The sequence below is a fragment of the Labrys sp. LIt4 genome, from assembly GCF_017813775.1.
GTDB lineage: Bacteria > Pseudomonadota > Alphaproteobacteria > Rhizobiales > Labraceae > Labrys > Labrys okinawensis_A.
Window position 1 is genome coordinate 523,050 of sequence record NZ_JAGIPY010000002.1, and the last position, 13,237, is coordinate 536,286.

General features: G+C 63.4%; 14 protein-coding genes. 4 read left to right on the plus strand and 10 right to left on the minus strand.

The genetic code is table 11. The features are described from left to right. Positions 1-8: 8 nt before the first annotated feature. The 4 genes from J8I29_RS05345 to J8I29_RS05360 all read right to left on the minus strand — a co-directional run bounded on the left by J8I29_RS05345 (position 9) and on the right by J8I29_RS05360 (position 3,247). Complete coding sequence (locus J8I29_RS05345; protein WP_105862688.1) at positions 9-737, minus strand: ABC transporter permease subunit; 729 nt, start codon at positions 735-737, stop codon at positions 9-11. A 2-nt stretch (positions 738-739) separates the two neighbouring features. Next, positions 740-1,420, minus strand: a complete 681-nt coding sequence (locus J8I29_RS05350; RefSeq protein WP_181161172.1) for an ABC transporter permease subunit — start codon at positions 1,418-1,420, stop codon at positions 740-742. A 121-nt stretch (positions 1,421-1,541) separates the two neighbouring features. Further along, positions 1,542-2,318, minus strand: a complete 777-nt coding sequence (locus tag J8I29_RS05355; protein WP_245196675.1) for a transporter substrate-binding domain-containing protein — start codon at positions 2,316-2,318, stop codon at positions 1,542-1,544. A 128-nt stretch (positions 2,319-2,446) separates the two neighbouring features. Next, positions 2,447-3,247, minus strand: coding sequence for an ATP-binding cassette domain-containing protein (locus J8I29_RS05360; protein ID WP_105862690.1), 801 nt, complete (start codon positions 3,245-3,247; stop codon positions 2,447-2,449). A gap of 151 nt (positions 3,248-3,398) precedes the next feature. On the opposite strand from J8I29_RS05360, the gene J8I29_RS05365 reads away from it, so the two are divergent. Together J8I29_RS05365 and pssA are read left to right on the plus strand one after the other, a co-directional pair. After that, on the plus strand, positions 3,399-4,097 hold the full coding sequence (locus tag J8I29_RS05365) for a phosphatidylserine decarboxylase (protein WP_105862691.1): 699 nt from the start codon (positions 3,399-3,401) through the stop codon (positions 4,095-4,097). 2 nt (positions 4,098-4,099) lie between these two features. Then, the gene (pssA, locus tag J8I29_RS05370; protein WP_105862692.1) at positions 4,100-4,924 is read left to right on the plus strand and encodes a CDP-diacylglycerol--serine O-phosphatidyltransferase; all 825 of its coding nucleotides are present in this window, start codon (positions 4,100-4,102) and stop codon (positions 4,922-4,924) included. A gap of 117 nt (positions 4,925-5,041) precedes the next feature. Here pssA and tyrS read toward each other — a convergent pair whose 3' ends face one another. After that, on the minus strand, positions 5,042-6,283 hold the full coding sequence (gene tyrS / locus J8I29_RS05375) for a tyrosine--tRNA ligase (RefSeq protein ID WP_209430863.1): 1,242 nt from the start codon (positions 6,281-6,283) through the stop codon (positions 5,042-5,044). Positions 6,284-6,482: 199 nt separating this feature from the next. Between tyrS and J8I29_RS05380 the strand changes: the two genes are divergently transcribed. Both J8I29_RS05380 and mce read left to right on the plus strand, forming a co-directional pair. Continuing rightward, positions 6,483-7,610 (plus strand): anhydro-N-acetylmuramic acid kinase, encoded by a 1,128-nt coding sequence (locus J8I29_RS05380; protein WP_348535983.1) that lies wholly within the window; start codon positions 6,483-6,485, stop codon positions 7,608-7,610. Next, the gene (gene mce, locus J8I29_RS05385; RefSeq protein WP_209430864.1) at positions 7,607-8,011 is read left to right on the plus strand and encodes a methylmalonyl-CoA epimerase; all 405 of its coding nucleotides are present in this window, start codon (positions 7,607-7,609) and stop codon (positions 8,009-8,011) included. The genes J8I29_RS05380 and mce overlap by 4 nt, the downstream gene beginning before the upstream one ends. 199 nt (positions 8,012-8,210) lie before the next feature. On the opposite strand, the gene J8I29_RS05390 is transcribed toward mce, so the two are convergent. The 5 genes from J8I29_RS05390 to J8I29_RS05410 form a co-directional block, all read right to left on the minus strand. Then, positions 8,211-9,638 (minus strand): DEAD/DEAH box helicase, encoded by a 1,428-nt coding sequence (locus J8I29_RS05390; protein WP_105862695.1) that lies wholly within the window; start codon positions 9,636-9,638, stop codon positions 8,211-8,213. A gap of 463 nt (positions 9,639-10,101) precedes the next feature. Then, complete coding sequence (locus J8I29_RS05395) at positions 10,102-10,671, minus strand: hypothetical protein (protein ID WP_209430865.1); 570 nt, start codon at positions 10,669-10,671, stop codon at positions 10,102-10,104. 230 nt (positions 10,672-10,901) lie between these two features. Then, a complete protein-coding gene (locus J8I29_RS05400; RefSeq protein ID WP_105862697.1) occupies positions 10,902-11,315 on the minus strand; it encodes an HIT domain-containing protein in 414 nt (137 codons plus the stop codon). Between the two features lie 4 nt (positions 11,316-11,319). Continuing rightward, positions 11,320-12,558, minus strand: a complete 1,239-nt coding sequence (locus J8I29_RS05405; protein ID WP_105862698.1) for a GNAT family N-acetyltransferase — start codon at positions 12,556-12,558, stop codon at positions 11,320-11,322. Positions 12,559-12,663: 105 nt separating this feature from the next. Beyond that, positions 12,664-13,131, minus strand: coding sequence for a RidA family protein (locus tag J8I29_RS05410; protein ID WP_209430866.1), 468 nt, complete (start codon positions 13,129-13,131; stop codon positions 12,664-12,666). Between the last annotated feature and the right edge of the window lie 106 nt (positions 13,132-13,237).

Consider the following 13,237-nt stretch of genomic DNA (forward strand, 5'->3'; position numbering starts at 1 on the left):
AAACGCCCTCAATGCGGTTTCACCGTCTTGGCGAAACCGGCTTCCAGGCGCCGGTAGACGGCTTCGATCACCAGCGTGGTGATGAGATAGCCGATGGCCACCACCAAGAGGGGCGTGTAGGTGATCGCCTCGCGCGAGCGGATGATGTTGATCTGGCCCAGGAGATCCTGGACGCTGACCAGATAGGCGAGGGCAGTCGATTTCAGGCAGAGCACGGTCTCACCGGCAAAGGTCGGCATCATCGCCTGCATAGCGCGGGGCAGCCAGATGCGTCGCACCAGCGCGAACCCGCGAAAACCATAGGCGCGCGCCGCTTCCAATTCGCCGCGTGGGACCGAGAGCAGCGCGCCGCGCACGACTTCACCGACATAGCCGCCCACACTCAGCACCAGGGCAAAGATGACATAATAGTAGCCGTCCTTCAGGACTGGCCAGATGAAGGATTGCCGGATGCCGGGAATGGCGGGAAAGAGCGAACCCAGGCCCTGGTAATAGACGAACATCTGCACCAGCAGCGGCGTGCCGCGAATGACCGACACGAAGCTGGAGGCGATGGCGTAGACCAGCCTGTTCTTCGAAACCCGGCCGAAGCCGACCAGCACCGCCAAGGGAAAACCGAAGAGCAACGAGAAGAACAGCAGTTTCAGCGTGGTGAAGAAGCCGCTGAGAATGGCCGGCCAGTATTTGCCGATCCAGCCGAAATTCTCGAAAAACCAGCTTGCCAGATCCGCGGACATGGTCACCCCAGCTTGGGAGTCCAGCGCCGGATGTGACGCTCGAACATTTTGATGAAGATGTTGGAGAATTGCGTCAGCGCGTAATAGATCGCGCCGCAGAGCAGCAGGAAGGGGAAATACATGCGCGTGGAGGCCGCGGCCTGCACGGCCGTGAAGGTGAGCTCGTTATAGCCGACCACGAAAATCAGCGCCGAATCCTTCAGCATCGTCATCCAGAGATTGGTCAGCCCGGCGAAGGCGAAGGGAATCATCAAAGGCAGGATGACGCGCCGGAACAGGCCGAATCCGTGCATGCCATAAGCGCGGGCAGCCTCGATCTGCCCCTTCGGCAAGGCGAGCACCGCCCCGCGCAAAATTTCCGAGGTATAGGCGCCATTGACCACGCCAAGCACGGTGATGGCAGCGAAGAAACCACCGATTCCCAGCGTGCCATAGCCGAGCCACGCCATCAGGGCATTGAGCCCCTGCTGGCCCGCATAATAGAGGATCAGGATGAGCAGCACCTCCGGCACGGCGCGGCAGATGGTGGAATAGCCATTGGCGAGCGCAACCAGCCAGCGCGGTCCACGCAATTTGGCCCAGGCGACCAGGCCGCCGATGACAAGGCCAGTGAGATAGCCCCCGACCGAGATTTCGATGGTGATGACCAGGCCTTGGAGCAACGATACGCCCCATCCGGACATCAGTAGATTCCAGAAAGCTTCCACGCCCGACCCCACAGGAAGGAAAGGGGCCGGCCCGAACTCTCAGGCCGGCTGGAGAAAGCCCGGTTCAGTTCACCGGGAGTGAACCGAGCGGCTTATCTCACTTCGGCGGTGTACCGACGTTGTATTTGAAGTACTTCTTCTGGATCGCGTCGAACTCGCCATTGGCATAGACAGCCTTGATGCCCTCATCGAGCTTGGCCTTCAGATCGGTGTCCTCCTTGCGCAGGCCTCCCCCCACGCCGGCTTCGAAGACCGGATCTTTGGGGAACTGCTTCATCTCGCAGCATTGGCCGTCCTTGCCGGCCAGGAAATCGTCGAGCGCGGCGGCATCGGCCATCACCAGGTCGAGACGGCCGGCGGCGAGGTCGGCATTGGCGGCGTCCTGCGTGCCGTAGCTCTTGATGTCGGCGTCCGGATAGGTCTTCTGGACATATTGGGCGTGAATGGTGCTCGTCTGCACGCCGATCGATTTGCCCTTCATGCCCTCCGGCGTGAAGTCGAACTTGTCGGCCTTGTTGCCGATGAATTCGGGAGGCGTGTTGTAATAGCGGATGGTGAAGCCAATCTGGGCCGAGCGCTCCGGCGTGATCGTCATGGAAGCCCAGATCACGTCGATCTTCTTGGCGATCAAGGCTGGGATGATGCCGTCCCAGGCAGTGGCGACGATCTCGCAATCGAGCTTGGCGGCTTTGCAGACGGCCTTGGCCAGATCGACCTCGAAGCCGACCCATTGGCCAGAGGCGTCCTTCGAAGCGAAGGGCGGGTAGGGCTCGGCCGCGACGCTGACCTTGATGGTGTCCGCCTGGGCCGAGGCGAAGGCCACGCCACAAAGGAAGGCGGTCGCCATGAGAAGTTTGGCGCTGAAGTGTTTCATTTTGGTCCCCTGATAGATAACTGTTTTTTCGACGTTTTCTTGGTTTTCATACTTGATGCGCGAGTTCCGGTGCCCTCCTGCCCCTCGAACTTTTCCGTCAAGCGGAAACGATTGCCTCGCAAGTCGCTTTAGTGCTGGCGCGGCGTGACGAATTGACGGCAGCGCTCGCTGTTGGGATTGCCGAACACCTTTTGGGGTGGGCCTTCCTCCTCGACATTGCCGTTGTAGAGATACATCACATGGCTGGCGACATCGCGGGCGAAGGCCATCTCATGGGTCACCAGCAGCATGGTGCGCCCCTCCGCAGCGAGATCGCGGATGACCTTGAGCACCTCGCCGACCAACTCCGGGTCGAGCGCCGAGGTCGGCTCGTCGAACAGCATCACCTTCGGGCGGATGGCAAGGGCGCGGGCGATCGCCGCGCGCTGTTGCTGGCCGCCGGAGAGAAAGGCGGGATAGACGTCCTTCTTGGCGTAGAGGCCGACCTTGTGCAGCAATTGCTCGGCATGGGCGATCGCCTCGGCCTTGTTCTCGCCGAGGACATGGACCGGCGCTTCGATGACGTTTTCGAGTACGGTGCGATGCGCCCATAGATTGAAGCTCTGGAACACCATCCCCAGCCGGCTGCGGATGCGCTGGAGCTGCTTCTGATCGGCGACCGCCATGGCGCCATGGCCATCCGGCTTGAGGCGAATCTCCTCGTTTCCGATCAGGATGCGACCGGAATTGGGAACCTCCAGCAGATTCGTACAGCGCAGCATCGTGCTCTTGCCCGAGCCTGATGCGCCGATCAGGGCGATCACGTCGCCTTCATGGGCCGTAAGGGAAACACCTTTGAGGACTTCCAGCAGACCGAAACTCTTGTGAATATTGTCGAGTTGAACAACGGGTGTCCGGCTCGCTCCCGCTTGTGGGGCGTCCTCTGGCATAAAGCGACCTCATCTGACGTTCGGTTGCCCAGAACTGTATCAGCCATTTCAGTTTGCACAAGGTGCAGGCAGCCACTCTTGTCGATAACGACATGCTCTGGTCTTTATCCGCTGCATGAGATAGGCAGAGCCCTAAACTGGAACCCTGCCTATGTCGCTTGCCGCCTCCATCCGCAAAGTCCTGGTGCCGATCAACCGCGAAGGCTACCCATTCCTGGGCATCGCGGGCGTGGCCACGCTGATCGCACTGGGATGGATCAAGGTTCTGTTCTGGCCTCTTCTGATCCTCACCGCCTGGGTCGCCTATTTCTTCCGCGACCCTCAGCGGGTGACGCCGGTGCGCGAAGGCCTGGTGGTCTCGCCGGCCGACGGCGTGGTCAGCCAGATCGCCAATGTGCTGCCGCCGCCCGAACTGGGTCTGGCCAGCCAATCACTGCTGCGCGTTTCGATCTTCATGAACGTTTTCGATTGCCATGTGAACCGCAGTCCGGTGACGGGGACGATCACCAAGATCGCCTATAAGCCGGGCAAGTTCCTCAACGCCGATCTCGACAAGGCCAGCGAGGACAATGAGCGCAACGGCTTCATCATCGACACCGGCGCCGCTCGCTACGGCGTGGTACAGATTGCCGGCCTGGTGGCGCGGCGCATCGTCTGCTGGACCAACGAGAACGAGCATGTCGCCGTCGGCCAGCGCCTGGGCATGATCCGCTTTGGGTCTCGCGTCGACGTCTATCTGCCGGAAGGCGTGCGTCCCCTGGTCGGCATCGGCCAGAAGATGGTGGCCGGCGAGACCATCCTGGCGGATGCGAATACCACCATGCCGAACCTGACCCATCGCGTCGGCTGACCATGGACCCGCTCTTCCCGCCTTTTCAGCCTGGAAGTCCGGATCCCGAGGGACCGAGGCGGCGTGCCATTCCGCTGCGCGTACTCATTCCCAACATGATCACGCTGCTCGCGCTTTGCGCGGGCATGACGGCCATTCGCCTGGCCATCGAGAACAAGCTCGACCTTGCCATCGGCTGCATCGTGGTCGCGGCGCTGCTGGACGGTGTCGACGGACGCGTGGCGCGCTATCTCAAGGGCACCTCGAAATTCGGCGCGGAGCTCGATTCTCTCGCCGATTTCGTGAATTTCGGCGTGGTTCCCGGAATCGTCCTCTATTTCTGGGGGCTGCACGATCTGCGATCGATCGGCTGGATCGGCTCGCTGGTCTTCGCCATCTGCATGGTGCTGCGCCTTGCGCGCTTCAACGTGACCAGCAGCGATCCCAACCGCCCGGCCTTCCAGGCGAACTTCTTCACCGGCATGCCCGCTCCAGCCGGAGCCTGCACCGTGCTGCTGCCGATCTATCTGGATTTCCTCGGCCTCACCCACGAGCCGAGCCACGCCAAATATGAGCTGGCCTATGTGCTGCTCATCGCCTTCCTGATGATCTCCACTATTCCGACCTTCTCGGGCAAGAAGCTGGGCAACCGCATTCCACGCGAATGGGTGCTGCCGATCTTCGTCGTCGCGGTGGTGGTGGTAATGCTGCTGGCGCTCTATCCGTGGGAGTCGCTGACCTCGCTCACCGTCGCCTACTTGGCGACCATTCCGTTCGGCGTCGTCTATTACCGCAAGCAGGCGAGGGCCCATGCGGCCTCGCTACCCCTGGAGCGGAAGGGCGAATAGTTCTTTGGAGCGTGGACATCGCGGCGACATGCCTTCATGTCGCGATGTCCGCGCTCATCGTGGGAATCCACCAGATTGGTAGACGAGAGCGGACAGTATGTCCGCGCTCCAGAAGCGTTACACCGGCCTTGCCAGCACGTGCTTCTTCTTGCCAAGCGACAGCTTGATCACGCCGTCGGCGGTGACGTCACCCTTGCTCAGCACGGCCTTGGGATTGCTGACCGCCACATCGTTGACCCTGAGCCCGCCGCTGGCGATCTGGCGGCGAGCCTCGCTGGTCGACGGCACCAGGCCCGCCTGCACGAAGGCATTGAGCAGGCCCACGCCCTCGCTCAGGCCCGCCAGTTCGAAGCTCGGCAGGTCGCCGGCCAGCGTGCCTTCCTCGAAAGTTTTTCGCGCGGTCTCTTCGGCAGCCTCGGCCTTGTCGCGGCCATGGACGAGGGCGGTCGCCTCGGTGGCCAGGCGCTTCTTGGCCTCGTTGATCTCCGAGCCGCCGAGGGCGGCGAGGCGGGCGATCTCGTCGAGCGGTAGGGTGGTGAACAGCTTGAGGAAGCGCTCGACGTCGGCATCCTCCGTGTTGCGCCAATATTGCCAGTAGTCATAGGCCGAGAGCATGTCGTCGTTGAGCCAGACGGCGCCGGCGGCGGTCTTGCCCATCTTGGCGCCCGAGGCCGTGGTCAGCAGCGGGCAGGTGAGGGCATAGAGCTGCGGCGTGCCCATGCGGCGGCCAAGATCGATGCCGTTGATGATGTTGCCCCACTGATCCGAGCCGCCCATCTGCAGCACGCAGTCATAGCGCCTGGAAAGCTCCACGAAATCATAGGCTTGTAGGATCATGTAATTGAATTCGATGAAGGAGAGCTCCTGCTCACGGTCGAGCCTGAGCTTCACCGAATCGAAGGACATCATGCGGTTGACCGAGAAGTGGCGGCCGATGTCGCGCAGCATCTCGATGTAATTGAGCTTGGTCAGCCATTCGGCGTTATCGACGAGGATGGCGCGCTCGTCGGTGTAGTCGATGAACTTGTCATAGACCCTGAGGATGCTGTTTTTGTTGGCCTCGATCTGCTCGATCGGCAGAATGCGGCGGGTTTCGTCGCGGCCCGAGGGATCGCCGACGCGCGTGGTGCCGCCGCCCATCAGGGTGATCGGGCGATGGCCGGTCTTCTGCAGCCAGTGCAGCATCATGATCGGCACGAGATGGCCGATATGCAGCGAGCTTGCCGTGAGATCGACCCCGACATAGGCGGTCAGGCGTCCGCCGGCGGCCTTCTCGTCGAGGCCTTCCAGATCCGATACCTGGTGGATGAAGCCGCGCTCGGTGAGGGTGCGCAGGAAATCGGATTTTAACGCGGTCATGGCAAACGCTTTCAAACGGCTTATAGATGTCTAGAGCAAAGCGTGTTTGGACGGGAACGTCCGTTTGCTCGAGCTCTTTGGTTCGACGCGCCTTTGCGATTGCTGGCGTGTCCGCCAGATCACAAAACGCTTTAAGCGCCCTCTAACAGGTTTGGCGGCGCTTTGGTACAGGGGTGCTGAGAAATCGGGTGATTTGCGCATGAAGACGATGATGACGGCACTCGGGCTGATGTCCGGGACCTCGATGGACGGTATCGATGCCGCCCTGATCGAGACGGACGGCGAGGGCACCGTCGAGATGGGACCGACAGTCGAGCTCGCTTATAATGAGGAAGAGCGCAGCCTGCTGCGGCAGGCCCTGGGCGATGCGGTGGCGATGAAGCGTCGCAACGAACGTCCGGGCGCTTTGGTGGCGGCCGAGCGGCTGATCACCCGCAAGCATGCCGATGTCGTTTCCGATTTCCTCAAGGCGCATGACCTCAGCCCTGACGATATCGATGTCATCGGCTTTCATGGCCAGACGGTGCTGCACCGCCCGCAGGAGCGGCTGACCGTGCAACTCGGCGACGGCCAGGCCCTCGCCGACAGCCTCGGTATCCAGACCGTCTACGACATGCGGGCCGCCGATGTGGCCGAGGGCGGGCAGGGCGCTCCGCTGGTGCCGGTCTATCACCAGGCCCTGGTGCAGGCCGCCAAGCTCGCCGGGCCCGTCGCCGTGCTCAATCTCGGCGGCGTCGGCAATGTCAGCTATATCGCCCAGGGACGCGATCCCATCGCCTTCGACACCGGCCCCGCCAATGCGCTGATCGACGATTTGATGATGGAGCGCACCGGCATCGCCTTGGACCAGGACGGTCGGCAGGCCCTGGCCGGCAGGGTCGACGAAACGGTGCTCGGCCAATTGATGGCCCATTCCTATTTCGGCGAGGCGCCGCCCAAATCGCTCGACCGCAACGCCTTTTCGCGCGAGGCGGTTGCGGGTCTGTCCACGCCCGATGCGGTGGCGACCCTGGCTGCCTTCACGGCCCGCAGCGCAGCGGCGGCGCGCCAATGGCTGCCTGCCGAGCCGAAGCTGTGGATCGTCTGTGGCGGCGGAGCCCGCAATCCGGCAATCCTCAACTTCCTGCGCGCCGAGACCGGCGTACCTGTGCGGACGGCAGACGAGTTCGGCTGGTCGGCTTCCATGATGGAGGCACAAGCTTTTGCCTATCTGGCCGTTCGATCCCTGAAAGACCTGCCCTTGACCTTTCCCTCCAGCACCGGCGTCCGCAAGGCGCTCACGGGCGGTATTCTCGCAGTGCCGGGCCAGAAGCGGGTAAGCGCATGATCGGCCGTCTCAACCATGTCGCCATCGCCGTGCGCGACCTCGGCGCTGCCACCGCCGTCTATCGTGACACCCTCGGCGCCCATGTCTCGCAACCCCAGGCTCTACCGGAGCACGGCGTCACCGTCGTCTTCATCGAGCTGCCGAACACCAAGATCGAACTCCTGGAGCCGCTGGGCCAAGCCTCGCCGATCGCCCGGTTCCTCGAGAAGAACCCGGATGGGGGCATGCATCACATCTGCTACGAGGTTGACGACATCCTTGCCGCCAGGGACCAGTTGAAAGAGGCGGGCGCGCGCGTCCTTGGCGACGGCGAGCCGAAGACCGGCGCGCACGGAAAGCCGGTGCTGTTCCTGCATCCCAAGGATTTCTCCGGTACGCTGGTCGAACTGGAGCAGGTTTGATCCGATTGTGATCGGAGTATGGCACAGTAGCCTTCTCCCCTTGCGGGAGAAGGTGGCCGAGCGCAGCGAGGTCGGATGAGGGGTGTTGGCGGACACTTGGCAGGGGCGCGTTTCTCCCCTCATCCGCCCCTTCGGGGCACCTTCTCCCGCAAGGGGAGAAGGAAGATGCGCCTCATTCGTCCCGGTCGAGCCTATGATCTCAGCCGTTGCTCTTGCGCCGGATCGGCGTGAGCAGGAAGGACGGGACGTGATCGCCCATGCCGATCACCACCGGGCCGTCATCCTCGTCGCGCCGATGCGGCCTGGACGATGCAGGACGGCGTTGCTCGGGGGCCTGCTGCGGCTCGTGGCGCGGGGCCTTGGGAGCTTCGTCGCGTTCGCGCGACGGCCTGGCCTCGCGGCCCTTGCCCTGCTGGCGCGGTTCCTCGGTCTTGCCGCCGCGCTCGCGACGCCCGCGCCGCGGCTTGGCGTGGATCTCTTCCTCTTCATCCCCCTCGATCGGCGGCGGATCGCCGGTGAAGGGGATCTTGTTGCCGGTCAAGGTCTCGATGGCCGAGACATGCTTGCCATCGGCGGAACTGACCAGGGTGAAGGCCCAGCCCGAACGGCCGGCGCGGCCCGTGCGGCCGATGCGGTGGACATAGTCGTCGGCGTGGACCGGCACGTCGAAATTGAAGACATGGCTGACGTCAGGAATGTCGAGGCCGCGTGCCGCGACGTCCGAAGCCACCAGGATCGGCATCTCGCCATTGCGGAAGCTCTCCAGTGCGGCCATGCGGGCGCGCTGGTCCATGTCACCATGCAGTGCGACGGCGCCGAAGCCGTGGCGCACCAGCGAGCGGTGCAGGATGGCCACTTCCGACTTGCGGTTGCAGAACACGATGGCGTTCTTGAGATTCTCCGCCGAACGGATCAAGCGGCGCAGGGTGACCCGCTTTTCGGCGGGGGGCGACTTGGTGTGCACCAGCGCCTGTGTGATCGTGGTGGCGGCAGTGGCGGGCCGGCTGACCTCCACCTGCACCGGATTGTGCAGGAACTGGTCGGTAATGCGCTTGATCTCCGCCGGCATGGTCGCGGTGAAGAACAGTGTCTGCCGGGTGAAGGGCACCAGCTTGCAGATGCGCTCGATGTCGGGAATGAAGCCCATGTCGAGCATGCGGTCGGCCTCGTCGATGACGAGAAGCTCCACGCCGGTGAGCAGCAGCTTGCCGCGCTCGACGTGATCGAGCAGGCGCCCGGGGGTGGCGATCAGCACGTCCACGCCACGCGTGATCTTGGCGTCCTGGTCACCAAAGGAGACACCGCCGATCAGAAGCGCGACCGACAGGCCGCTCTTGCTGCCATAGCGGTCGAAATTCTCCTGGACCTGCGCGGCCAATTCGCGGGTCGGCTCCAGGATCAGCGTGCGTGGCATGCGGGCGCGGGCGCGTCCCTTTTCCAGCAGCGTCAGCATGGGCAGGGTGAAGGCTGCCGTCTTGCCGGTGCCCGTCTGGGCGATGCCGAGCACATCGCGGCGCTGCAGCACATGGGGAATGGCCTGGGCCTGGATGGGCGTGGGATTGGTGTATCCGGCCGCTTCCACGGCGGCGAGGACCTTTGAAGAGAGACCGAGTTCAGCGAAGCTCATTGCGGAAATGTCGAACCAACAGAGGCCGCCCCGATCGGACGGCAGAGGGCGGCTCGCATCGCCGCACGGACAAACAGGGCCCTATCGGGTGGGCCCGGACGGCGCGAACATAGGGTTAGGCAGGGAAATGTCAATGGTTTTGCCGGGCAAAGGCACGGTTTTTGCTCGATTTCCAGGGCTTTTTCGTCGATTTGGTGGGCGGCCGACGCAAGCCTTGATGATGAGACGGCAGGATCGCAAGCTCGAACAAACGGGACGACGTTCCTTCCCTTACGTCATCTATGTGGCGGCGAAGAAAAAAGCACTCAGCGATCCGATCGGGGCGCCCGAAGTGACAAAGATACGCAGGAACAAGGCGTTAGAGGGGAAGCATTCAATCGCGATTGCGCTCCGCTCCGCAAGGGACACAAACGCAAAAGGCGGGCATCGGCCCGCCTTTCTTCTGCAGAGGGATGAACCGGCCTTACTCGGCCACGGTTTCAGGCTTCTTCTTGGCGGGCTTCACGGGGGGCTTGGCCGGCTTGGCTTCGGCGGTTTTCACCGGGCGCGGCTTGGGCTTCTTGACCACGGGCGCTTCCGTGGCTTCGCCGAAGCGCTCGTTGATCTTGCGTGCGATGGGATCGTCGCGCTGGGCCTCCGGATCCATCGGCAGGATGGTCTCGATCGGATCGGCCTGGTCGATCGAGCCAGTCTGATCCTGGATGATCGGGAATTGCGGGGCAAGGGGGGCGTTGGCCGCCGCCTGCATCGAATTGGCATCGGGGGCGGGCGCAGGGGCCGGTGCGGCGGGCGCCGGCGCAAGATTGGCGATGACAGGCGTCGTCACCGGGGGCGGGGCTGTCACCGCGACGGCCTCTGCCGGTGCGGCCGGTGCCGCGTGGATCGAGCGGGCCGTGTCGATGGCGCCGACGAAAGCCACGAAACCGGCGGCGACGAGGGTGCCCTCGCGCTTCAGCTTCCAGTGGTGGCGGGCCCGGTAGGCAGTGTGCCAAAGCCAGCCGACAGTGATATCGACAGCACTTGCGACCAACATGACGAACTCCAACTCAACGCGACCTCGGTGAGAATCACTATTGCGCGTGATGGTGAAGAAAAACTTGCCAAGGCGAATCGGCAGCCAAGAAATTTTGCCGAGGCAAGTTTCGCCGGGTGGTCGGAGCCGGGATTTCCGGGGAGTGCGGACGAAAGGTTGTACTTGCAGGAAGGGAAGAGCGGATCGCCCGATACTGTCTTGAACGTCGTCGGGACGTCCGCGCTCCGGGCCTATAGCAAAGCGCGGATCTTGGCGGCGTGCTGGGCGAGGACGGCGTGGTCGGCCATGGCGCGCGGGCGGACAGGAACACCCGTCTTCATCGGCAGGAGGTGGAAATGGACATGCGGCACCTCCTGGCCGCCCGAAACCTCAGAATGCAGCCGCAGCGTATGGCCATCCGCGCCGAATGCCTTGCAGGCGGCCAGGGAGACCTTCTGGGCGATCTGGGCGAGGTAGGCCAGTTCATCCGGTTCCACGTCGAAGATGTTGCGGGCGGGCTTCTTGGGGATCACCAGGCTATGGCCGTCAACGATCGGCATGATGTCGAGGAAAGCGAGGGTTCGGTCATCCTCATAGAGCGTGTGGTTGGGAATTTCCCCCCGCAGCAGCTTGGCGAAGATGTTGTCGGGATCATAAGCGGTCATGCCGCTATCCTTTCCTGAAGGGCGTTGCCTCGTCGAGAGCTTCGTGGTGGGCGGCAACCTCGGCGCGCTCATGCGCGAGATAGTCGTCAACCGCCCGTCGAAATCCGGGATCGGCAATATAATGGGCGGAATAGGTTGTCACGGGCCGATAGCCGCGCGCCAGCTTGTGTTCGCCCTGTGCGCCAGCCTCCACCCGGCGGAGGCGGCGTTCGATGGCGAATTCGATGGCCTGATGATAGCACACTTCGAAATGCAGGAAGGGATGGTCCTCGATGCAGCCCCAATTGCGGCCGTAGAGCGTGTCGGAGCCGATGAAATTGATGGCCCCGGCGATATAGCGCCCCTCGCGCCTGGCCATTACCAGCAGGATGTGCTCGGCCATGGTCTCGCCGATGAGGGCATAGAATTTACGATTGAGATAGGGGCGGCCCCATTTGCGCGAGCCGGTATCCATGTAGAAGGCGTAGAAGGCGTCCCAGGCCTCCTTCGTGATGGCCGTGCCGGTCAACCTCTCGATGGTGATGCCGTTGGCCAATGCATCGCGGCGCTCGCGCTTGATGGTCTTGCGCTTGCGGGAGGCGAGGGAGGCCAAAAAGGCCTCGAAATCGTCATAACCCTCGTTGAGCCAGTGAAATTGCTGGTCTGTACGCTGCAGGAAGCCCTGGGCGCCGAGCCATTGCCAGTCGTCACGGCCGATGAAGGTGGCGTGGATGGAGGAGCCGCCGATGGAAGAGAGGGCCGCCTTGGCGCCTCTCACCAGGGCCGATGAGACGAGGGCGGGATCCTCGCCCGGAGCGACCAGGAAGCGCCGGCCCGTTGCCGGCGTGAAGGGGATGCTGACCTGGAGCTTGGGATAATATTGCCCGCCGGCGCGCTCATAGGCATCGGCCCAGCCCCAGTCGAAGACATATTCGCCCTGGCTGTGGCTCTTGCCATAGGCGGGCATGACGCCGGCGACCCGGCCGTCGTCATGGCTGACGAACAGATGGAGGGGCGTCCAGCCCGAGCGTCCCCCGACGCACCCACTCGCTTCGAGAGCGTGCAGGAAATCGTAGGAAATGAAGGGGTTGAAGTGCTCGGCGGAGGGATCGGGAGCGGCCGCTTCGTCCCCGGCGCTCGGGCGGTGCCCGGAAAGGCAGTTCTGGGGCGTGGCGGCGAGAGGATTGGCGCAGCGGTCCCAGGCCTGGCGGCCGATGGCCTCGATCGAGGAAGCTGCCTTGATCGTAAAGCCCTGGTCGCTCAAGCTTGCATTCCCTCAACGGATACCTGTCCGGGGAATTTGGGCCTATTCCCGTCGAATGCAAGAGGCGCGGCCCGAGTTCCATTGCCGCGCCTTTCGTAAGCGGCCTCAGGCGACTTCGATCAGCGCCTCGACCTCGACGGTGGCGTCGAGGGGAAGCGAGGGCACGCCCACAGTGGAGCGGGCATGGCGTCCCTTGTCGCCGAAGACCTCGACCATCAGGTCGGAAGCACCGTTCATCACCATCGGATGGGTGGTGAATTCCGGCGCAGCGGCAATGAAGCCGCCGAGGCGGACCACGCGCACCACCTTTTCGAGGGAGCCGACGGCCGCTTTGATCTGCGCCAGGATGTTGATGGCGCAATAGCGCGCGGCAATCCGGGCGTCCTCGACGGTGACCGTGCCAGTGCCGAGCTTGCCGGTGGCGGCCAGCTTGCCCTCATTGTTGAAGCAGAGCTGGCCGGAGATAACGAGGTGGTTGCCGGTGCGCACCGTGCCGACATAGTTGGCGACCGGGGCAGCCGGGGTGGGCAGGGTGATGCCGAGTTCGGCAAGGCGGGCGTCGATGGCGGACATGGAAGCCTCTCTTTGGAGCGCGGACATCCTGTCCGCTCTTGGAAGCGTTGAAGGGCAGGGGAGAGCGGGTCTCGCGGCAAGCAAGCATGTCGCTGAGAAGCCCGCG

What these genes read in the sequence shown, in the direction of transcription:
- J8I29_RS05350 (WP_181161172.1), bottom strand. Translation starts at nt 1,420, where the DNA reads ATGTCCGGATGGGGCGTATCGTTGCTCCAAGGCCTGGTCATCACCATC.
- J8I29_RS05360 (WP_105862690.1), bottom strand. Translation starts at nt 3,247, where the DNA reads ATGCCAGAGGACGCCCCACAAGCGGGAGCGAGCCGGACACCCGTTGTT.
- J8I29_RS05355 (WP_245196675.1), bottom strand. Translation starts at nt 2,318, where the DNA reads ATGAAACACTTCAGCGCCAAACTTCTCATGGCGACCGCCTTCCTTTGT.
- J8I29_RS05410 (WP_209430866.1), bottom strand. Translation starts at nt 13,131, where the DNA reads ATGTCCGCCATCGACGCCCGCCTTGCCGAACTCGGCATCACCCTGCCC.
- J8I29_RS05380 (WP_348535983.1), top strand. Translation starts at nt 6,483, where the DNA reads ATGAAGACGATGATGACGGCACTCGGGCTGATGTCCGGGACCTCGATG.
- J8I29_RS05345 (WP_105862688.1), bottom strand. Translation starts at nt 737, where the DNA reads ATGTCCGCGGATCTGGCAAGCTGGTTTTTCGAGAATTTCGGCTGGATC.
- J8I29_RS05395 (WP_209430865.1), bottom strand. Translation starts at nt 10,671, where the DNA reads ATGTTGGTCGCAAGTGCTGTCGATATCACTGTCGGCTGGCTTTGGCAC.
- mce (WP_209430864.1), top strand. Translation starts at nt 7,607, where the DNA reads ATGATCGGCCGTCTCAACCATGTCGCCATCGCCGTGCGCGACCTCGGC.
- J8I29_RS05390 (WP_105862695.1), bottom strand. Translation starts at nt 9,638, where the DNA reads ATGAGCTTCGCTGAACTCGGTCTCTCTTCAAAGGTCCTCGCCGCCGTG.
- J8I29_RS05365 (WP_105862691.1), top strand. Translation starts at nt 3,399, where the DNA reads ATGTCGCTTGCCGCCTCCATCCGCAAAGTCCTGGTGCCGATCAACCGC.
- J8I29_RS05400 (WP_105862697.1), bottom strand. Translation starts at nt 11,315, where the DNA reads ATGACCGCTTATGATCCCGACAACATCTTCGCCAAGCTGCTGCGGGGG.
- tyrS (WP_209430863.1), bottom strand. Translation starts at nt 6,283, where the DNA reads ATGACCGCGTTAAAATCCGATTTCCTGCGCACCCTCACCGAGCGCGGC.
- pssA (WP_105862692.1), top strand. Translation starts at nt 4,100, where the DNA reads ATGGACCCGCTCTTCCCGCCTTTTCAGCCTGGAAGTCCGGATCCCGAG.